Source organism: Aliivibrio thorii, assembly GCF_057368585.1.
Window position 1 is genome coordinate 1,659,509 of the sequence record NZ_CM170654.1, and the last position, 22,237, is coordinate 1,681,745.

Annotated in this window: 19 protein-coding genes; 6 read left to right on the forward strand and 13 right to left on the reverse strand. The window is 38.3% G+C overall.

All coding sequences use genetic code 11. The features are described 5' to 3' along the window. Position 1 precedes the first annotated feature (1 nt). The 3 genes from AC2IP4_RS07500 to AC2IP4_RS07510 all read right to left on the reverse strand — a co-directional run bounded on the left by AC2IP4_RS07500 (position 2) and on the right by AC2IP4_RS07510 (position 3,171). Positions 2-1,036, reverse strand: coding sequence for an efflux RND transporter periplasmic adaptor subunit (locus AC2IP4_RS07500; RefSeq protein WP_486307224.1), 1,035 nt, complete (start codon positions 1,034-1,036; stop codon positions 2-4). Between the two features lie 104 nt (positions 1,037-1,140). Next, entirely contained in the window at positions 1,141-1,497 is a 357-nt protein-coding gene (locus AC2IP4_RS07505) for a DUF2799 domain-containing protein (RefSeq protein ID WP_375322318.1), read from the reverse strand. A gap of 147 nt (positions 1,498-1,644) precedes the next feature. After that, a complete protein-coding gene (locus AC2IP4_RS07510) occupies positions 1,645-3,171 on the reverse strand; it encodes a fumarate hydratase (RefSeq protein WP_486307223.1) in 1,527 nt (508 codons plus the stop codon). Between the two features lie 165 nt (positions 3,172-3,336). Between AC2IP4_RS07510 and pabB the strand changes: the two genes are divergently transcribed. The 5 genes from pabB (at position 3,337) to AC2IP4_RS07535 (ending at position 8,944) form a co-directional block, all read left to right on the forward strand. Beyond that, positions 3,337-4,707: an aminodeoxychorismate synthase component I gene (gene pabB / locus AC2IP4_RS07515; RefSeq protein WP_375322316.1), complete on the forward strand. Its 1,371-nt coding sequence runs from the start codon at positions 3,337-3,339 to the stop codon at positions 4,705-4,707. Between the two features lie 26 nt (positions 4,708-4,733). Then, positions 4,734-5,315 (forward strand): CoA pyrophosphatase, encoded by a 582-nt coding sequence (locus AC2IP4_RS07520; RefSeq protein ID WP_375322315.1) that lies wholly within the window; start codon positions 4,734-4,736, stop codon positions 5,313-5,315. A gap of 189 nt (positions 5,316-5,504) precedes the next feature. Then, the gene (locus tag AC2IP4_RS07525; protein ID WP_375322314.1) at positions 5,505-6,755 is read left to right on the forward strand and encodes an aromatic amino acid transport family protein; all 1,251 of its coding nucleotides are present in this window, start codon (positions 5,505-5,507) and stop codon (positions 6,753-6,755) included. Between the two features lie 96 nt (positions 6,756-6,851). Then, a complete protein-coding gene (locus tag AC2IP4_RS07530; RefSeq protein WP_375322313.1) occupies positions 6,852-8,213 on the forward strand; it encodes an L-serine ammonia-lyase in 1,362 nt (453 codons plus the stop codon). Positions 8,214-8,392: 179 nt separating this feature from the next. Continuing rightward, positions 8,393-8,944, forward strand: a complete 552-nt coding sequence (locus tag AC2IP4_RS07535) for a hypothetical protein (RefSeq protein WP_375322312.1) — start codon at positions 8,393-8,395, stop codon at positions 8,942-8,944. Positions 8,945-9,168: 224 nt separating this feature from the next. Here the strand turns inward: AC2IP4_RS07535 and AC2IP4_RS07540 are convergent, their stop codons facing one another. The 9 genes from AC2IP4_RS07540 to sbcD form a co-directional block, all read right to left on the reverse strand. After that, the gene (locus AC2IP4_RS07540; RefSeq protein WP_375322311.1) at positions 9,169-9,528 is read right to left on the reverse strand and encodes a DUF2799 domain-containing protein; all 360 of its coding nucleotides are present in this window, start codon (positions 9,526-9,528) and stop codon (positions 9,169-9,171) included. 90 nt (positions 9,529-9,618) lie between these two features. Then, on the reverse strand, positions 9,619-9,978 hold the full coding sequence (locus AC2IP4_RS07545) for a DUF2799 domain-containing protein (RefSeq protein ID WP_375322310.1): 360 nt from the start codon (positions 9,976-9,978) through the stop codon (positions 9,619-9,621). A 69-nt stretch (positions 9,979-10,047) separates the two neighbouring features. Further along, complete coding sequence (locus tag AC2IP4_RS07550; protein WP_375322309.1) at positions 10,048-11,214, reverse strand: amino acid permease; 1,167 nt, start codon at positions 11,212-11,214, stop codon at positions 10,048-10,050. Between the two features lie 99 nt (positions 11,215-11,313). Continuing rightward, a complete protein-coding gene (locus AC2IP4_RS07555) occupies positions 11,314-12,468 on the reverse strand; it encodes an amino acid permease (RefSeq protein ID WP_105054580.1) in 1,155 nt (384 codons plus the stop codon). Positions 12,469-12,882: 414 nt separating this feature from the next. Then, complete coding sequence (locus AC2IP4_RS07560; RefSeq protein ID WP_486307222.1) at positions 12,883-14,280, reverse strand: MATE family efflux transporter; 1,398 nt, start codon at positions 14,278-14,280, stop codon at positions 12,883-12,885. A gap of 138 nt (positions 14,281-14,418) precedes the next feature. Further along, entirely contained in the window at positions 14,419-14,850 is a 432-nt protein-coding gene (locus AC2IP4_RS07565) for a DUF2000 domain-containing protein (RefSeq protein WP_486307221.1), read from the reverse strand. A gap of 168 nt (positions 14,851-15,018) precedes the next feature. Further along, the gene (locus AC2IP4_RS07570; RefSeq protein ID WP_130086818.1) at positions 15,019-15,504 is read right to left on the reverse strand and encodes an acyl-CoA thioesterase; all 486 of its coding nucleotides are present in this window, start codon (positions 15,502-15,504) and stop codon (positions 15,019-15,021) included. A gap of 36 nt (positions 15,505-15,540) precedes the next feature. Next, a complete protein-coding gene (locus tag AC2IP4_RS07575; protein WP_486310147.1) occupies positions 15,541-19,221 on the reverse strand; it encodes an AAA family ATPase in 3,681 nt (1,226 codons plus the stop codon). Next, positions 19,218-20,462 carry an exonuclease subunit SbcD gene (sbcD, locus tag AC2IP4_RS07580; protein WP_486310148.1) on the reverse strand — a complete coding sequence of 415 codons (1,245 nt, stop codon included), beginning with the start codon at positions 20,460-20,462 and terminating at the stop codon, positions 19,218-19,220. Before sbcD ends, AC2IP4_RS07575 begins: the two co-directional genes overlap by 4 nt. A gap of 180 nt (positions 20,463-20,642) precedes the next feature. On the opposite strand from sbcD, the gene AC2IP4_RS07585 reads away from it, so the two are divergent. After that, positions 20,643-21,659 carry an endonuclease/exonuclease/phosphatase family protein gene (locus tag AC2IP4_RS07585; protein ID WP_375322304.1) on the forward strand — a complete coding sequence of 339 codons (1,017 nt, stop codon included), beginning with the start codon at positions 20,643-20,645 and terminating at the stop codon, positions 21,657-21,659. Between the two features lie 51 nt (positions 21,660-21,710). On the opposite strand, the gene queD is transcribed toward AC2IP4_RS07585, so the two are convergent. Continuing rightward, positions 21,711-22,073, reverse strand: coding sequence for a 6-carboxytetrahydropterin synthase QueD (gene queD / locus AC2IP4_RS07590; RefSeq protein ID WP_061002237.1), 363 nt, complete (start codon positions 22,071-22,073; stop codon positions 21,711-21,713). Between the last annotated feature and the right edge of the window lie 164 nt (positions 22,074-22,237).

Below are 22,237 nucleotides of genomic sequence, written 5' to 3' on the forward strand. Positions count from 1 at the left end.
ATTATAATCCTCTTTCCTTAACCCATTTACGTACTTTAATTCCCTCTTCTAACCCTGAAACCCCAGAAGAAACAATTCGGTCTGAATCATTAAGGCCTGAAGTGACTTGTCGTTTATCGTTCAATTGAACCGCCACTTTCTCTACAATACCATCATCAGAAACGCGCCATACATAGGTCGTATCACCATCTTGTTCAATGGCAGAAAGTGGCAACTTCTCACTTCCTCCTTTTGGAATCGTGACTTTCACTTGACCAGACATTCCCGGTAGTATTCCTAAATCCTTAGGTCTAGGCATGCTCATTTTTACAGTGTAGCTTGATGTTTTACTGTTGGCTTCTGTATCAATTTCTTCAAATTCTAAAGGGAATTTTGAATTAGGGAACGAATCAAAAGAAACACTTGCAGAGACCTCAGAAAAACTAAATCGCTGCAATAAGTAATCTGGAAGTTGGAAGACGACGTATAAAATATCATTGGTTTGAATATGCATAATTGATTGTTTCGCATTTACATATTCAAAATTTTTGGTTGGTAATAATGAAATTGTTCCATCATAAGGTGCGGATAACTTGGTGTAACTTAAATTTGCACTCGCTTGATCTAGCGTTGCTTTCGCCGTTTTTCTATTAGCTACCGCGGTATCATAATCTTGCTCTGACACAACTTGGTCTTTACGAAGCTTTTTAACCCTCTGGTATTGAACATCAATTAATCGATACTGTGCTTGGGCTTGCTTTTGAATTAAACGGTATTCATCTGGGTTTATTGTTGCTAATAATTGTCCTTTAGTGACAACCTCACCAGCATGAACATCTAAACTATTAAGCTGCCCCGGAACCCTAAAGGCAAGAACTGCCTTGTCACCCGCTTCTGCTTGCGCTGGAAATAACCGAGAAGTCTCATGATCACCAACAGAAACCGTCATTATTTTTGCAGGACGTGATTCCGGCTCCGCTATTTCAGGGACTTTAGTATCACACCCTGTTAATAAAACGGAGCTTAGCACTGCTGCAATGGCCGTTTTCTTGAACATATACTGTTCCTTGTAATGAAGAATTTATTTATATAAGAATTATTACGTATTTATTTCTATGCATCCAGCAAATAACTGACCGTTAGTTATTAAGAAATAAGTTTTTATTCCTTTTTATGGTTTAACCCTTTTTTATATTCATCTAAGAAATTAGAGTAGCCTTCGTTACATAATCCGAAGTATGGTTCTTCACTTAACCCTAATATATAAGGATTTTGATCACAGTAAATTTTAACTCCAGATTCGTGTCCTTGAAGATAAGCGTTATAGAATTGAGTCGTCATTTCATCATCGGAATAATTTTGAGCTAATTGCACTTCAGGCTGAATAATTAACCCATTACGAGCTCGATTTTCTCCAATATTAAACCAATCATCTGCATTCTTTTTTACATCCTGAGTTGCTGAAGATGTGCAACCCATAAGCGCGGTAATTAATAAACCAGTTGTTAGCCTTTTCATTGCGCCTCCATAATATATATCAAATACTTACTTTCAAATAACTCATCTTACACTCAATTCATTCACATTAAAGATACAAATATAAAAAAAGCACTCAATAAATGAGTGCTTATTAAAATTATAGAAGAAATTTAACTATTTATTGTTTTATTCCATTTCTGCTATTTTAACTTTCCAAGTATCTGGACCTATCTGGTGAGCATTTGCACCAGTTGAATCAACAGCAACAGTTACAGGCATATCTTCCACTTCAAACTCATAAATAGCTTCCATACCAAGATCTTCAAATGCAACTACGCGAGCTTTTTTAATTGCTTTAGCTACAAGATACGCTGCACCACCAACGGCCATTAAATAAACCGCTTTATTTTCTTTAATAGAAGCAACCGTTGCAGGACCGCGTTCCGCTTTACCGATCATACCTGTTAACCCTGTTGCTAACATCATGTCAGTAAACTTATCCATACGTGTTGATGTTGTAGGTCCCGCAGGGCCAACCGCTTCATCACCTACCGCATCAACTGGGCCTACGTAGTAAATAAACTTACCATTAAAGTCAACACCATCGGGTAAGCCTTCACCGCTTTCGATCATCCCTTGAAGCCGTTTATGTGCTGCGTCACGCCCTGTTAGAATTTTACCTGTTAATAGAACCGTTTCACCGGTACGCCATTCAAGCACATCGTCTTTTGTTAGCTCATCAAGATTAACTCGACGTGTATTAGCACCAGCTTCCCACGTAATGTCTGGCCATTCTTCTAATTTTGGTGGTTGTAGATCCGCAGGACCTGAGCCATCAAGTGTAAAGTGAACGTGGCGAGTGGCTGCACAGTTTGGGATCATACATACTGGTTTTGACGCAGCATGAGTTGGTGCTGATTTAATTTTCACATCAACAACAGTAGTTAAACCACCGAGGCCTTGCGCACCAATACCAAGCTTATTTACGCGATTAAAGATATCAAGACGAAGTTCTTCTTCTGCGTTCTCTGGACCACGATCAATCAATTCTTGAATGTCGATATGTTCCATTAATGATTCTTTCGCTAATACTGCTGCTTTTTCAGCCGTGCCACCAATACCTATGCCTAACATACCTGGTGGACACCAACCCGCGCCCATTAGTGGTAAGGTTTTTTCTACCCATTCAGCAACATCATCTGAAGGGTTTAACATCACCATTTTTGTTTTATTTTCAGAACCGCCGCCTTTTGCCGCAATTTGAATTTCTACTTTATCGCCCGGTACCATATTAATGTGCACCACTGCTGGTGTGTTATCTTTTGTATTTATACGCTTACCCGCAGGATCGGACAATACTGAAGCTCGAAGAGGGTTATCTGGATTCGTGTACGCTTGACGAGTACCTTCATCTATCATTTGTTGAACGGTTAAGTCCCCTTCCCATCGAACATTCATACCGATATTAACAAAGCAAGTTACAATTCCCGTATCCTGACAAATAGGACGATGTCCTTCAGCTGACATACGCGAATTTATTAAAATTTGAGCAATGGCGTCTTTCGCGGCTTGGCTTTGCTCTCTATGATATGCTTTTTCTAATGCTTGAACGAAATCAAGTGGGTGGTAGTAAGAAATATACTGCAGTGCATCAGCTACAGAGCTGATCACATCTTCATTACGGATGATAGTGTCTTTACGAACAGTCGTCATAGGGCCCTCTTAATATTTATGCTTCCATGGCTATTTTAAAATTATATTTTTTAATGACTTGAGCTATTGTCATCTATATTTTCTTTTAGAACTCGCAATATGATACTCTTGCTCTCCATTCAAGGCTATCGTTGCTCATCACACTCTGGTTATAAAAAACTCAAAATGAACAATCAATTAGATGCAAAACTACAAGTTACCCTACTTGATTATCAATCAAATTCTGTGATTGATTTATTTTCTGCAATAGAAAACCAACCTTGGGCAATGCTGCTTCATTCATCCGCTCACAAACACATAGATAATCGCTACGATATTTTAGTTGCGGATCCTATTGCTACTTTAGAAACTCACCATAACGTCACTCGTATTAATGTTATAGGAAAAGATCCGGTAACAAGTGAAGCTTGTCCTTTTCAACTACTTGCTCATTATCAAGAACGATTAACACCTCATTGTAATTCAATAAGTAAACTGCCCTTTATTGGTGGAGCATTAGGCTACTTTAGTTACGATTTAGGTCGTAGAGTTGAATCTATCCCTTCTATCGCTGATCAGGATATTCCAACAGCAGAAATGGCGGTTGGTATTTACGATTGGGCATTGATTGCGGATCATAAAACGTCGACACTTACTTTAATACAACCAGAAAGTAGTAATCGTCTTGATTGGTTAAAACAATTTGTAGCAATAAAAGAGGATAAACAAGAATTTACATTAACCTCTGACTGGCAATCAAACATGACTCAAGAGGAATATGCGAGCAAATTTGATAAAGTCCAAGCTTACCTGCAATCCGGAGATTGTTATCAAATTAACTTGGCACAACGATTTCAAGCTCAGTATGAGGGTTCTGAATGGGTTGCTTACCAGAAGCTCGCCATTAATAATGGGGCTCCTTTCTCTGCTTTTATACGTACACCTGAACTTACCATTCTTTCCGTTTCGCCTGAGCGCTTTTTACAAGTAGAAGATAAACAGATTGAAACCAAACCAATTAAAGGCACGCGCCCACGTTTACAAGATCCAATCCTTGATGCTAAAGAACCTGAAATATTACGTAATAGCCCTAAAGACCGATCAGAAAACTTAATGATTGTTGATTTATTACGTAATGATATTGGTCGAGTCGCAAAGCCTGGATCTGTAAAAGTGCCTAAACTCTTCGAAATCGAATCTTTTCCTGCGGTGCACCATCTTGTTAGTACGATCGTAGGTGAGCTAAAACCTGAATATTCTGCCTGTGATTTACTTAAGGCTTCTTTTCCCGGAGGTTCAATTACCGGCGCTCCTAAAATAAGAGCAATGGAAATAATTGAAGAGCTAGAGCCACATCGTCGTAATTTATACTGTGGTAGCATTGGTTATATCAGCCGATGTGGGTCGATGGACACAAGTATCACAATTCGTACTTTACTCGCTTATAAACAGACTTTATATGCCTCTGCTGGTGGAGGAATTGTTGCCGACAGCGAAGTTGAACTAGAATATGAAGAGACATTACATAAATTAGGGAAAATTCTGCCTATTTTATGAACATTAATTAATAAAGGATTTGGTTTATGGATAGATATTTACTTCCCCAATTACTGCTCAATAAGCCAAATTCTTACAGTGACGCTTTAATGCAACATCCACGCTTTGAAAACGACAATTTTAAGCCTGCGGCAGTTCTTGTTCCTCTTGTAAAAAGAGCTTCTGGTTTGCACTTAATTTTAACGCAAAGAGCATCTCATTTACGTCACCATCCAAACCAAATTAGCTTCCCCGGAGGCAAGGTTGAATCCTCTGATTTATCCCTCATTCACACCGCTATTCGTGAAACAAATGAAGAGATAGGTATACTCCCATCGCAGATCAAACCATTAGTAAAACTTAACACTATACCAACAATATCTGGTTATAAAGTAACCCCCATAGTCGCTCTCATTGATGAAAATTATACCTCCGCAATCGATTACGGTGAGGTTAGTAGCACATTTGAAGCACCACTCACCCATCTATTTAACCCTAAAAACACGACAAAACACAAAATTTTTAACAAAAAACATACTTATGAACTAATTTTTATCCCATTTGAGAAAAAACTCATTTGGGGAGTTACAGCCGAAATCATTCATTCAATGAATTACATTTCAACTTAGAAAAATTAGCATTATTGATAAGTTTTACTAATATCAGATTCACATCTATTGTGATCATTATCAATTATTTTCTGTTCTCCGTTCATCTTTTTTCATTTTCCGATCTGCGTCAAAGTTTTTCTCGCCAAAATAACGACAATAGCGCCGTTCCCAAAATTCCTGTTCCAAAAAATTAAGAGTATAATTATTATGCAAACAACAAATACTGCATCAGTAGGTGCAAAAAAAGCAAAGTGGACTTATAAAGATTTCACTTGGTGTCTTTCTCTATTCGGTACTGCTGTAGGTGCCGGTGTTTTATTCCTTCCAATTAAGGCTGGCGCTGGTGGTTTTTGGCCTCTAGTTATTCTTGCGTTAATTGCTGCTCCAATGACTTGGTTTGCACACAAAAGTTTGGCTCGTTTCGTTCTTTCTGCTAAAAATCCAAACGCTGATATTACCGATACGGTAGAAGAGCATTTTGGTAAAACTGGCGCGAACCTAATCACTTTTGCCTACTTTTTCGCGATTTACCCAATTGTACTTATCTACGGTGTTGGTATTACAAACACAGTAGACTCTTTCATGGTTAACCAAATGGGCATGGAATCTATTCCACGCTGGTTACTTTCAGGTGTTCTTATCACTCTGATGACGTGTGGTGTTGTATTTGGTAAAGAACTTATGCTGAAAGCAACATCAGCAATGGTTTACCCTCTTGTATTCATCTTAATGGCACTTTCTGTATACCTAATTCCTGGTTGGAACACATCAATGATGTCTGTTTCTCCTGATTGGGGTTCAATGCCTTCTGTTGTTTGGTTAGCAATTCCAATCATTGTTTTCTCTTTCAACCACAGCCCTGTGATTAGCCAGTTCTCTAAAGAACAGCGTCGTATATACGGTGACGATGCAGTTGCGAAAACTGATATGATCACTGGCGGTGCAGCAATGATGCTAATGAGCTTTGTAATGTTCTTCGTATTCTCTGTAGTTCTTTCTTTATCTCCAGAGCAACTAGCACAAGCACAAGCACAAAACATCTCTGTTCTTTCTTACCTAGCTAACGTACATGAGTCTCCAATGATTTCTATCATGGGTCCTATCGTTGCATTTGCTGCTATCACTTCAAGCTACTTCGGTCACTTCCTTGGTGCTCATGAAGGCCTTGTAGGTCTAGCTAAGTCTCGTTCGAATGCTCCAGTTGCTAAACTAGAAAAATTCTCTCTTATCTTCATCGTTGTTACTACATGGATCGTTTCTATCATCAACCCAAGCATCTTAGGTATGATTGAAACTATGGGCGCACCAATGATTGCGGCTATCCTATTCCTAATGCCTGTATTCGCAATGCGTAAAGTACCAGCTATGGCTAAGTACAAAACTTCAGCACCTGTGCAAATCTTTACAGCATTATGTGGTGTTGCGGCGATTACTTCTGTAATCTACGGCGCTCTTTAATAACTAGTTTATAAATCCTTATAAGCATTAGTTACACGAAGTTAATAATAATGATAATAAAGCCCCCTCTTTTGGGGGCTTATTCGAGGTAATAACATGATTAGTGTTTTTGATATCTACAAAATCGGAGTTGGTCCTTCTAGCTCCCACACCGTTGGTCCAATGAAAGCAGGTAAAGAGTTTATCGACGATTTACGTGGCATGGGCAAACTGCGTGATATCACTAAAATCACTGTTGATGTTTACGGTTCATTATCACTGACAGGGAAAGGTCACCATACTGATATCGCTATCATTATGGGTCTGGCAGGTAACACGCCAGAACACGTAGATATTGACTCTATTCCGGGCTTCATCGCTCGTGTTGAAGAAACAGAGCGCTTACCTGTTGGCATGCATTGCCATACAGTAGAATTTCCAAAAGAAGGTGGAATGAACTTCCACACCTCTAACCTTTCACTTCACGAAAATGGTATGCAAATCCATGCCTGGGTGGATGGCGACGTTGTTTACTCTAAAACATACTACTCTATCGGTGGTGGTTTTATTGTTGATGAAGAACATTTCGGTAAAGGAGTGGAATCATCAATCCAAGTTCCTTATGCATTCAACTACGCATCTGAGCTAGTTGATCTATGTAAAGAACATGGCTTATCTATTAGTACATTAGTGATGAAAAACGAGCATGCGATTCTTGCAGAAGATGAAGTTCGTACTTATTTCGCTAAGATCTGGAAAACCATGCGTGATTGCATGGAAAAAGGCATGAACACTGAAGGCATTCTTCCTGGGCCTCTACGTGTTCCTCGTCGTGCGGCAGCGCTTCGCCAACAGCTACTTACATCAGAAAAAACATCAAAAGACCCAATGGAAGTGGTTGATTGGGTAAACATGTATGCATTTGCTGTAAATGAAGAAAACGCAGCTGGTGGTCGTGTAGTTACTGCTCCAACCAATGGCGCATGTGGCATCATCCCTGCAGTTTTAGCTTATTACGATAAGTTTATCCAAACAGTAACAGAGAAAGATTACATCCGTTACTTTGCAGCTTCTGGTGCGATTGGTGGCCTTTACAAGAAGAATGCGTCAATCTCTGGTGCTGAAGTAGGCTGTCAAGGTGAAGTTGGCGTAGCTTGTTCTATGGCTGCTGCTGGTCTTGCTGAGCTTATGGGTGGAAGTCCTGAGCAAGTATGTATGGCCGCTGAAATTGCAATGGAGCATAACCTAGGCTTAACTTGTGACCCTGTTGCAGGTCAAGTTCAAGTTCCTTGTATCGAGCGTAATGGTATTGCTGCTGTTAAGGCAATCAACGCTACACGTATGGCACTTCGTCGTTCGTCTGCCCCTCGCGTTTCTCTTGATAAAGTTATCGAGACAATGCTTGAAACAGGTAAAGACATGAATGCTAAATATCGTGAAACCTCTCAAGGTGGCCTAGCAATCAAAGTTATCTGTTAATTAGAACTGACTTTACTAAATTATGAGGGCGTATATCGCCCTCTTTTTATTTCTCACTTTCTTTTTTATCTCTCCTATACTAAATATATACAATAAGTTGTTGAATAAACCACCTTTGCTATTAACAAATGACTCAGTTACTGTAATAATAACCTTATGCAAATAATTAGTACATTCCTATGATGAATAAGAAAAAACACACTCTCTCACCAAGAGCGCAGAAATTAAGAGCTGAATGGACAGGGATGAACAGCGATCATCGCTTTATTTCTCATTCATTCAATTGCGTTAAAATCCATATACATACTCCTGATGATGGTATGTATAATCGTTCTATCGGTTGTTTAAAAGAAGGCAGAGAAAAAGCGCTAAAAGAAGCAATTAAACAACGAAATAAAGTTGGGAAGGAACTCTGGGGAAATTGTTGGAGTATGGTACTCAACTACCCTAGTCTATTCGAGCGTCTACCACACAGCTTAGAACCCGATATTATTACCAAAAAACGTACTCTGCATTCTGGAGAGGTTCGTACTACTGATTACTATATTGTTCGTTGGAAAGAATTAGTTGATGGCGAGTATAAACCAAAAAGTCGTTTATTCTCTCATGGAAACGGTAATGATAAATTAAGTGCTTACAGCAAAGCAAAAAAAGTAATGCTTGAAGTAAACAAAGAGTTCTTACCAATTTTGAAAAAAATGGGCCGTTTTAATATTATTAAAGTGATCTAATTTATATAGTTATATAAAAAATGGCGGATTATGATCCGCCATTTTTAAAAGTAAGATAGTATTATACCAATCGTAGTAAATAACTAATCATCCTAGCTGGTTAAAATACTCGATAACTGCGTTGAAATTTTTGATTGTAGAATAACTACTTATCGAAAAACTTCGTCTTGTTCTCAAGCATTTTCCCTGTGCTATTTATGTTCACTTACTTACTGTGATTGGTATTACATCTTATCCGCTTCTGAATGGTAGCCTCTTAGGTATTCAAACTTAAAGTTTTCATCAATACTGTCACAAACTCCAGTATAAACACCTCCTTTAGCTCCTAATTCAAACGCGTCTTGTCCACAATACTCTTGTAAGCCTTTATTGTACCCTGCAACGTATGCGTCATAATTAGATACCTTAAATTCTTTGCCATCTAAAAGTTCGACTATTTGCTCTTTAGATTCAAAATTCCAGCCTTTTTCGCCTCTTTCTAAACCATAAGTACCCCAATCACTGTCTTGTGTAGACGTTAATGGTGCCATACTTGAACAAGCTGCTAGAAAAAGTGAAACTACAGCAATTAATATCTTTCTCATGTCACTACCCTCTTATTATATATTTATCCAATGATGTGGAATATTGAATACAAATCCTAATAAGTGCTTACTCAATCAGATTAGTATAAATTACATTCCACCAGCAGTTGAGTGTCTACCGCTGTTGTAATCTTGACTAAATGTCCAATCAATTTGGTCACAAATACCATTATATGGTTTACCTACAACACCTAGTATATAAGCACTTTGTTCACAGTACTCTGTTTGACCGTTTTTGTAACCCATAAGGTAGGCTTGATAGTTATTTTCTTTTAACTCGCTACCAGTCAGTAAATTATTTAATTTCGAATCAGACTGAACAATTAGCCCTTTAATCGCTCTGTCATAACCAAATTGTTGCCAATCACTGTCTAACATTGATGTTGGTGGAGGAGTAGATGAACACGCTGCAAGTAATAAAGCAGCAATACTGACAGTTAATATTTTCATTTTTCTGACCCTCTACAAAAAACACATTATATCTTACGTTAACTGTAGAGGATTAGATCATAATTTCTATTAAACTTGGCTAATTAATAATAAAAGACCAAACATTAACGTCAACCCTAAAGCTATTTTTCCACCCTCAGCTTCATACGTATGAATAGATAATTCAGCCGTATTTTTGTTTTTCTTTCTTAATGCTATCACCATGGCTAATGGAATAAAAATAGCTAAGAAAACAAGGATGACTCCTGCATAACCAAGCACTGATAGAAACTGATCTGCAGCAAGGCTTGCACCCAATAATGGCAAAATAAAAGTACTTACATACGTCACTATTTTATTATGTGAAATCATGTCTTTATTTTGATTATAAAGTGACATTGCCACACCCAAAAACGATGTTAGCAGAGCCAGAGAAGTAAAGATCGAAAGGATTATTTCAATGTATTCATTTTTCGCACTAAATGTTTGAATTAAATCTGAGATATTAGAAAAGTGAGTAAGCTCATCAGCGTTTAAGTTCCCAACAACTGCATATAGCCAAACTAAATAGCAGATCAGTGGAATGATAGAACCTAGGATAATCATATTTCTTAACTGTTTACTTGTGGCTTCTTTATTATAAGTTACAAGCGACGGTATCACAGGCATTGATGCAAAACTGGTAAACAAAATAGTGCTTGTATTGAATAACATTCCACTATCGGTATTCGTTACTTGCATTAAATTATCTGATGAAATACCAGGAACTAAAATCACCAATGTAATAGCTAACATAGATACCATAAATAAGAATAAAACACGATTAAGCTTATCTATAATTTGAGTACCGCATACCACAAACATACTTGCAACAAGTGTAAAGCCAATTTGTGCAACCTCTATACTCATCTCAATATCAAATATGGCAAGTATGCGTTTTAAAAGATCTGCAGCTCCTAAAATATAGGCAATCAACATACAGATAAGCAGCAAATAAAATAAAGCATTAGTGATAATCTGACCCCCCTTGCCTAAGGTTCTATTTGCAACGGTATTAATACCAAATGCTAACTCAGTTTTTGAACACGCCTCTGTTAGTAATAGTGCTGAATAAGTGGTCCCTGCACAAATAACTAACATTAATAAGGTGCTATAAAATAATCCGAATTGCGCCAATACCATAGGAATAGCTAACATTCCAGCGCCAAGAGCAGTACCTGAAAGGATTAATGCACTGCCAAATAATTTAAAATTCATCGTGTATTCTTATTTCGTGAAAATGATTACCCATAAAGAGTAAAGTATGTGCTCTACCTGTAACATAGAGCACCAATATATTAACTTTAGAGTCGGTAACTAAATAATTTGAGAAACCAATAAAAAAGTGCCAAAAATAAAAGAGAAAATAAGCATTACTGCACCACCTTCTGCTACATAACTTCTGTCTTGGTTTTCTACTTGTCTTAATTTAGCAACCATACCTAAAGGCACAAAAACCGCTAAAAATACTAAGATAATTCCAGCGTAACTTAGTACGGATAAAAATTGATCTGCAGCAAAAACCGCACCCAATAACGGTAAGATAAAACTTATCACATAAGTCACTACTTTATTTTGTTTAAACATATCTTCATTTTGAGTAAACAAAGCCATCGCCACACCTAAGAAAGACGTTAATAATGCAAGGCCGGTAAAACTAGAAAGTACTAAATTGATAAATGCATGATCAGCACTAAATACTGAAATTAATTCTGATACGTTAGAGAAATGCGTGATTTGTTCTGGCGTTAAATTACCAACCACCGCATACAACCATACTAAATAGCACACGAGTGGGATAGTTGACCCAATAATCACCATATTTCTCAATTGCTTTGGTGTCGCTTCATGATTATAAGAAACTAAAGATGGGATCACGACCATAAAGCCAAAACTAGTGAAAATGATCGCACTGGTTTTAATTAATTCAGAACCGCTTGAGTTTGATACTTGAGTTAAGTTATCTAATGAAATACCTGGTACTAAAAATACCAATGTAAGTAAAAGCATTAATAACATAACAGCAAAAAGAACGCGGTTTAATTTATCAATAACTGCAGTGCCTGATGCAACAATAACGCCGGCAACTAAAGTAAACGCAACTTGGCTTTGAACTAAAGATAAATTAAGACCGACATTACGCAGTAATTTATTCAGTAAATCCCCTGCCCCAAGGATATAAGCCATTAAGAGACAGATCAATAAAGCGTACAACAAGCCATTAGTGACCAATTGCCCACCTTTACCTAAACTTTTACGTGCAATGGTGTTCATCCCTAAACCACCACCGACATTAATACTTGCTTCTAATAGCAGTAAAGCGGCATAAGTTGTCCCAATAAAGATAAACAACATTAACGCAGTTCCCCATAGTAGGCCAAATTGAGCCAACACCATTGGAATTGCGAGCATACCAGCACCAAGAGCGGTACCAGAGATAATAAGTGAACTGCCGATTAATTTTAAATTCATTATTTTTCCTTCATTTTCATTCGAGTTTGAGCTTTAGTTTTAATTTTTGTCAAATTCAACACATACAAAAACACCATAAACAGGGTAATACGGTTGAAATTAGAGCTGATTAATTACGAATAAAAACGGAGAAATCGAAAATACGAGAGGAAACGAAACGCAAGAAACTGAGAAGAAAGGAAGCGTGAAGAAGTCATTGCTGTCGATGTAGAACAAATCGCGTGTGGTGAACCTTCTGTAGGCTCCAATAATGGGCCTGATGTTAGCTGGAAAATCATGTGTACATCCTAATTAGTCACATTCCATTTAATAAAACGTCAGTAAGTCCTTTACTGACCGAACTACCAATATAGTAGTCCGATCCATTTTATATACTGAGGCTTTCAATGCAACCCCTTAAGGCACAACTTTTTTCTATGTCTCTTTCTCAACTAGGTTATTTATCCATTTCTTACTTTTTAAACGATAGATACAGGCAAACCATTTAAATAATGTTTCTAGAAAGAATAAACAGTATACAATTTCCGCAGAGTAACCAAAATAGATTGCCCCGAATGCCGCTATTGGAATACCGAAAAACCATTGAGTAAACATATCCTGATAAAGGCAAAACTTAACGTCACCACCCGCTCTTAAAATACCGACAACCAGCGTCGTAGGAATAGAACGAAGCATAATTCCTACACACAAAATAGATAAGAATGTATCTGCAAGATCTCTGGTATCCACTGTTAATGCCGTAAACAGATCTAAAATGCCCTCTTTTGAAAAATAAAGAGCGATTGACACCATTAAGGTTACAGTAAAACCAACCATCATCATTAATATCGCTTGATAATAAACCTTATCATATTCTTTTGCACCAATATGATTACCAACAAGTACCCCAGAAGCATTTGCAATGCCCATTAAAAAGCTTAGAGAAACCGCTTCAACAGGGGTAACAACAGCAAACGCAGCTAAACCTTCGGTTCCTGTCTGTCCCATAATAGCGGTATACGCAAATAACCCTCCCGCCCATAAAAGAAAATTGGTTGTCGTAGGAATAGCTAAACGAATAAATGGCGTTATTTTATCAAGACTTGCACTAGCGATAATGTCAGTGACTGTAAATCTTAAAAGATGCTTTTGATAAACCAAATAACCATAAAAGAGAGTAATTTCGATAAGAGAGCTAATTACTGTCGCCATCGCAGCCCCTTTGATGCCCAGCGCAGGAAAACCAAAATGACCAAATATGAGTATCCAATTTAATAAGATATTACTGGCAATCCCTATCGCGCTAAAAAAAGTGCTGACTCCGGGTCTTTGAATGGACCGAAAACTCGCGCCTAAGCTCGCACTAAAAGCAATAGCGAGCATACTCCAACTGGTAATCCGTATGTATTCAGCACCCAATCCAATGACGAGAAAATCAGATGACGCTAATCCCATGACCATCTCAGCACTAAACTGCAAAATAGCAATAATAATTAACGCACCAACCGTTGAGGTTAGCCAAGTTAGTGCCGTAGTTTCTCGTAATCCTTTATTGTCTTTTGCTCCCCAGTGCTGAGCAGCTAATAGCGCGCCTGTCGTTGCTACACCCGTTAATATAATCGTGGTAAAGAAGATAGCTCGACTAGCAACACCAACCGCAGCAATATCAGCTTCTGAAAGTTGCCCGAGCATAAAAACGTCAATTAAGCTTTTACTAGATAAAAGAATACTTTGAAGAGTAATAGGAATGGCAATCAAAAGGAGACGGCGGAAAAAATCACTATTAGCATGATTATAAACGTTACGAATTAGACTTGGGCTTACTTCTTTCACACTCTCTACCACTAAATTTAAGTTGTGAATTAAGTGTATCGAAAATCGCTAGAATACTCATAAGTAGGCACAAAAAGAGTTAGGTCGATTGCAAGAATATGAACCTTGACATTACTATGACAACCCACCATAACCACCTTATTTATACAAACTGAATTTCTTTGTTATTGCCTTAATGGTTTCCGTATTTCCAAATAAACAAATGCCAAGGTATTCAAAGTTTTCGTCTTTCGTTTCACTTGTTATCTGCTGTTGAACCGTTGATCCACCTTCAATCATCGTGTGGGTAAAATCAGTAAACGTAATACCAAGCTCTATCGCTTGCTCACGTACTGTTCTTATTTTATTTGAGTTATCAGCCTTTAAAACAATAAATGGATAATGAGATACATTAGGGTGAAGAGCTGCATAGCTATCAAGATAATCAACAAATGCCGCATCATGCTCTTCAAGCAAATCAGATAAGCCAACACTAATATGACCTAGTACATTAAGCGTACGCCCTAAGTCCATTTTTTTATTTAAGATTGCAACAAAACGCTTTTTATTCTCGTCAGGTAATGATGTCATTAGCATGAGCCTCTACTTTACTGTGTATGTTTTATTATCTTAATACACAACAAAGTGAATTTTGTGTCTATATCAGCGCTGAAAAAGAAAAATGCGCAACATATCTTCATCATTAAGAATTAATGCGAAAGTATATTGCGCAGATAGAGAGTAACGAGAAATATAGCGTTACTTTAGATATTGAACGTGAGCTTCCATCTCCTCGCCAATTTCTTTACGCATATTCATTAGTTTGATTGCTGAATCTCTTAACTTAATGTCTTCTTCTGTCTCTGGTACCCACTCAGGGACTGACGTCGGTTTACCATTTCCATCAACCGCAACCATGATAACGATACAGTGCGTTGTTAAGCGATTATTCTGCTCTTTAGGATCACTGGCTTGCACATCAATAGCGATGTGCATAGACGATTTTCCGGTATAGATAACTTTACCTGTGACTTCTACAAGGTTGCCGACAAAAATAGGCTCAACAAAACGAATACCACCTGCGTATGCAGTAATACAATATTTACCACTCCACCCTGCCGATGATGCATAAGCGGCTAAATCGATCCATTTCATCACTGCACCACCGTGAACTTTACCACCAAAGTTCACATCCCCAGGTTCAGCTAAAAAGCGTAATGTTATTTCTCGTTTTGTTTTTCCCATTTTAAATTCCTTTTTACTGCATTACATTGTGCAAAATTAACTGACTTTTTTATATTGTTTTTCTAGCTCACTCACGCCTAAACCACTGCGCTTGGTGACTTTTATTTGGACTGGTATGCGTTCTTTCATCGCTTCGATGTGGCTTATCACACCAATCATTTTTCCTGATGCATTTAAGTTATCTAATGCATCAAGCGCCATGTCTAACGTTTCACTGTCTAGCGTACCAAACCCTTCATCTAAGAACAGTGAATCAATGCTTGTTTTGTGACTAACCAGATCAGAAAGTGCTAATGCCAATGCCAAACTAACAAGGAAGCTCTCACCGCCAGATAAGGTTTTTGTATCACGAACCACATCACCTTGCCATGTATCCAGCACTTGAAGCTCTAATCCATTACTGGCTTTACGTTTAAGCTCATAGCGGCCATGTAAGCGAGTAAGCTGTTTATTGGCTAAATAGACAAGATTCTCTAGCGTTAACCCTTGAGCAAATTTACGGAATTTATCCCCTTTTTGCGAACCAATTAATGAGTGTAGATATTGAATATCATCGTATTCTGATTGATACGCTTCAATCGCTTCAAACAAGGCTTTTTGATTGGTTTTACGCTCACCATCTGAACGCAACGCTTGAGCGATTTCACCTTCACGTTTCACTAACGTCTCAGATTGAGATTTCACTTGGGCTAACTCAGCCTCAACCGTTTCTTTTGGCATTAATTGCCACTCTGCGGCTTTTGGCGCTTGATAATGATGTTCTTTGATTTGCTGTGCACTCTCTAGCAAAGCAGTAGTTCGTTCAATCGCTTGTTGTATTTCAGTTTTTAAGCTGAGTAGCTGTTGGCGTTCTTCTTCTGAAATCAATGCCGCTTGGAATAACTCAAGCGTTTCAAATGGGCTTTGTAATAAAGCGTCTTTCCATACATCAGAACGATCTACCGATAGTTTTTCACAACTTAAATAACTCTCTTTAAGACTATTCAACTTGCCATCTAAAGCCGCAAGGTCTTGTACTAATGCTTGTAATTTCTGTTGCTCAACATCATACGTTTGCTCTGAAATTGACAATTTCTCACTCATCATAAAGCGTGCTGTTTTGATCTCTTGTGTTCCAAACAACTCAATACGTTTTGCTTGTTGCTTCTCTAACTCTGTTGTTAATACTGACATTTCAGTTTGTGATTGTTGCTGTTGAGTGTTCAATTCAACCAATTGCTCGGCTAAATGAGCGTGATCACTTTGTAGCGTTAGCTGTTGTTGGGTTTGCACTTGCTGCTGTGTGATTTTTTCCTGAATTTGTTGTAAGTCTTGCTCTTTTTGTACAAACCAAGAGGTAATTTGACTCAACTCTGGTGCATTAAAGCCTGCTTGCTCAATTTCGGTGACCAACTGCTGCTTAAGTTCCGTTTGACGTAATTGCAGCTGTTCTCTTTTTTGATTGTTATCTTGTTGCTGTTGAAGCGCCGTTTGGTGTGATTGACGATCAAAATTTAACGCCGCAGTGACAGCGTCAAGACGATGCTGAACTTGTTGTAATTGGTTTTGTTGCACTCGAACCTTATCACCCGCTTGGCGTAATTGCTTTGCTTGCTCATTAAGCGTAGATAAAGAGGCTTCACACTCACTAATGAACTGAGTAATCGAATCAGTATCGCCTAAGGTTAGAGTGAGTTGCGTTGTTTCTAATAACGTAGACCATTGCTTTTGCGTGGATTCAACCGTTTGTTGCCACTGCACTGATTGAGATTGGGAATGATCTTGTTTTATTTTAAGCGAATCTAATTGTTCACGTACTGATTTACCTTGCTCGACAATCTCTACGCGTTTCTGCTCGGCTTCTTTTTTACGTTGTATTGTCGCGCTCAAATCAAGCAATTGAGCTTGTTCTAATAGTGGATGATGCGTTGAACCACACAACGGACAATCTTGATCTTTTGCTAATTCTGCTCGATATTTTGCTAACTCGCCTTCTTGCTCGATTAAGGTAGTTAAATCGATGACTTGCTGCTCTTGCTGCTTAAACTGAGTCGCTAGTTCAGTACGCTGCACATCCAATTTTTCAATGTCATTCGCTTGTGTTTTCTGCACGGTGGCAAGCATTTTCAGCTCTTTTGTCGCTCGTAAATACTCATTATTAGTATGAGTTAATTCAACACGGTATTGATGACGAGTCGTTAGTGCCGTTATCTGCTCAGTCAGTTGTGCTTCTGACCCTTTATCTTGCCATTGTTGTAATTCAAGCTCTGCGCACTTCGTCGCTTCTATTTCGTTATTAACGATAATTTGAGCTTGATTTAACTCTGCTTCTTTTTTATTGATAGCATCAAGCAGAGTCTCTAGCGCTGCATTCGCTGATGTCAATTGACCATCTAAAGAGGCAGTATCTTTATCTTGTTGTAAAATATGGCTAACTTGGTTCTTCCACTGACCTAAATAACGTTCAATTTGCAGATCAGCTTTATGCTCTTCAACATAATTGGCTAATAAAGAAAGTTTCTCTGTTATGTCAGATAATGTTGCTGTTAGACCTTGTTGCTTTTTATTACCATCCTCAAGACGCGCAGTAAGGTTTGCGATTTGGTGCTGCTTCTCTTGAGATTGTTGAGTCAGTTGAGCAATCGCAGTATCTAGCGGTTGCACCGAATCATTAATTAAGTTTTCTAATGTTTTACTCTCACCTTTAATAGTATCAAGCTCTTGTTTTAGCTGTGTAACATGAGACTCAAGTGCTTTTTTATCACTGGCCTTTTGTTGGTGAGATTGCTCTGTCGTCTTTAATTCTTTAACCAACTCTTCAAAGCGAGTTTGTGCTTCTTGCCATAGTTGATATGGCGTACGCAGTTTTTCAGCAGGTTCACTTTGTGCTAAACGATGTAATTGTTCGCTGGCTTGTTTTTCTTTCTCTAATGCTAATTGATTATTATCAACCGCTTGCTGCCACTGGAGTTGGTTTTTCGCATCTGCAATCCACCACTCAACATGTGCTTGCCAATCTGCAAGTTGAGCTTGTTGCTGTTTTTGGTCCGTTTGCAGTTCAGCTTGCTCATCGATTAATACTTGCTTATCTTCTTCAGACAGCAGCTCTACCCCTTCAGCTTTGGCTTTAAGCTCAGCTAATTTTTGTTTTGATGCAGTGTAATGCTCATGCACCTTCTCTGAGATCTGACCGTAGATCTCTGTACCTGTTAGCTCTTCTAATAAACCGGCACGATCATTCGCATCAGCATTTAAAAACGCCGCAAATTGACCTTGAGAAAGCATCATGGATTTTGTAAATCGAGAGAAATCTAAGCCTGTAATGGTATTAATTAGCTCATCTTTCTTTTTTACTTGCGTTGCTAATACTTTTTCAGAATCCACTTCTGCAAGCTCTACAGTAGCGGCTTGTAAGTTGCCATCCACTTTGCCACGTGAACGACGCTGGCTCCAAAACGCACGGTACGCTTTGCCTTTCACTTCAAATTCCACTTCTGCAGAACATTCCGCCGTGCCACGCGTCATGATTTCATTGCTTGAGGTTGAAATACCACCAAGACGAGGCGTTTTATGATAAAGCGCTAAACAGATCGCATCTAAAATCGTCGTTTTACCCGCACCCGTTGGGCCAGTAATCGCAAACAACCCGTTTTCAGCAAAAGGAGACGCTGAGAAATCAATTTTCCACTCACCTTTTAATGAGTTTAAATTTGAAAAACTTAGGCTTAAAATTCTCATGCATCACCTTCTTGTGAATCGGTATCTTTATGTTCTACTTCTGACAAAATCTGTTTAAATTTCATTGTCATTCTTTCTGCGCGTTGCTGCTCTTTCTCTGTCTCAAACGTCTCTTGCTCTATCCGTTTAGTAAACACATCAAAAGGCGTTAACTCCGCTAGCGTTTCTGTTTTTTCTTGTGCTAACGTTTGTTCACTGCGGTTTCTTGCACGACGCAGTTGCAACACTTCAACGTTAAGATCTTGAGTTAGTGCTTGAATGCGTTGTTGTAGATCAGATAAATAATCTTGAACTTCCACTTCAATGCATAACCAAGTCGTATCTTCACACTCTTTAAATTGTGCTAACTCTTTTTCGATGGTTTCCAAATCCCCCTTTAATGCCTTCATTTGTTGAAACATAGGCACATTAATTGGTGTAATTTGAGTTACGCTTGCTTTATCAAACTCCACCATCACCACTTGTTTTTGAGATTTTAACTCATCAAAGCTTAATGGTATTGGTGAGCCTGAATAGCGGATATGATCAGATTTAGCCACCAATTGCGGGCGGTGAATATGACCAAGCGCGATGTAATCTGCAGGCGGGAAACCATCGGCAGCAAAACCATCCAATGTGCCAATGTAGATATCACGAACCGAATCTGATTGTTTAACACCAAGTGCTGTTAAATGACCTGTTGCAATAATAGGGACTTCTACATTTAACTCTTTTCGTAACTCTAACGCTTTCTGATATAGCTGATGATAATGCTGTTTAATCGCTTCGCCGAGTGCTTGTTGTTTCTCTACACCGGTTGAACCTGCAATACTAGTGACAACGTCACGCGGACGAATAAATGGAACCGCGCATAAAATAGCGCCGACAGAACCATCACCGTTTGGAAGCGTCAGTAATTGAGTAGATAAATCATCATTAGTATTGGCAATCACTCGCGCGTTCAAGTGAGCCAATAATTGTTTAGATTCATTTAACGTTGAAACTGAGTCATGATTTCCACCAAGCACGAGCAATTCGCAATTTACTTTGTTCATCTCCACCACAAATTGGTTATACATTTCACGCGCGTAACTTGGTGGTGCGCCCGTATCAAACACATCTCCGGCAATAATCACCGCGTTAATGGCATTTTCTTGTACTTGTTCAAGTAGCCAGGTAATGAATTTTTGATGTTCATTACGACGACTTTTCGTGAAGAAATTTTGACCTAAATGCCAATCGGAAGTATGTAAAATACGCATATATATCAACTTGTTCGCTAGATGAAGAATACTATGACTCTTTTATACCATTTGAAACGCGAACTATGTACTTTTATAAGCTTTTAAAATCACACTATTCACTGGCAAGAGTAGACTAACCCCTTTACACTGAAGGTATATCCACTTCATATTCATCATAAAAATAAAGAGCCTTGTATTTTGTCATCACCTGAAAGCCTCACCTTTACTACCATCAATATGTTCAACTTTGTTGAGCCGCCTAATGCATTTTATGATTTTGAAAACATATTGACCCAAGATGAATGGCAAAAGAAACAAGGTTGGTTTAGAGATAGAATTACCGAATTAAACTCTGATGTGATTGGCTTTCAAGAAGTATTCAGTCCCAACGCGCTAAAAGCGTTAGTCAATGAGCTGGGGTATGCCTATTTTTGTACGGTAGATGAGCCAAAATCTGAAGATGGTTATGTCTTCAACTCTCCTGTGGTTGCCTTTGCTTCACGTTATCCAATATTGAACACTCAACCTGTAATAGCTGAGCAAACACAACTTGAACGATTTGGCATTGAGTTTGAATTTAATCGTATTCCCGTTCACGCAAGTATCAACTTACCTCACCTTGGAATTACTGACTGTTATGTGGTGCATTTTAAATCTCAGCGCCCAAAAGAGCCTGAAGGTATTAGTAAGATAGATGAAGAGAGTACCTCCTCTCTTAACCAACTCCATAATGAACAATTAGGGTCTTGGCTTTCTACGGCTCAACGTGGATTAGAAGCGAATATTCTACATAATCATATAATTCAGCAACGCAAGAAAACAAACCAACCTGTTATCGTCATGGGTGATTTTAATAAGCCCTTGTTTCATGATGAATTCAAAGGCTTGCTGTCTCATGAATTACGATTTGATAAGTTTAGCTCTGACTATTTGGCTCAATTTCAACTAAAAGACAGTTGGGATATTTATGGGGAACTAAAAGGGATAGATTTATTAGAAAAACGCGCTTACACCCATTATCACGGTGCGAAAGGTTCTGTGCTAGATTACATCCTGCTCTCTAATGAATTTGATAGCTCATTTTCGGGCAGTATTTTAGAAGTCGTTGATTATACAGTGACAGAACAACACATTGTGAATCCAAGATTTGATATTGACCAATTCAGCACCGATCACGCTTTGGTTTCTATCACCGCCCGTATACGTCAGTCATAAAAAAGGCGCTTCAAACAAGCGCCTTCATAAATACATTAATTCAAACTGAAATTACTCACCACGGTAAGTACAACCTGCTGTACATGTCTCTTTAATTTCAATTTTACTTAGTAATGGAAGACTTGGTTTTACTTCGTTCCAAATCCACTTAGCTAATACTTCACTTGTTGGGTTTTCTAACCCTTCAATGTCGTTTAGGTAGTAATGGTCAAGACGGTCATACGTTGGTTTAAATGCCGCTTTAATTTCAGAGAAATCAATTACCCAACCCGTATGTTGGTCAACTTCACCTTCAACATACAAACGAACTAAAAAAGAGTGCCCATGAAGACGACCACATTTATGACCTTCTGGTACATGTGGTAAATGGTGTGCTGCTTCAAACATGAAGTCTTTATATAGTTCAGTTGTCATTAGTTAAAATCTCTATTACCTATATTATGAAGCAAGGATAGTACTCTACTTCCCTACTAAACGACAAGACTCGTGGCACTTAAGTATATACAACCTAGCCATATTGGTGTTTTTTTCGACTAATTTAGAACGAAAATTGATTCTTATCCTGAATTTTTATCTTT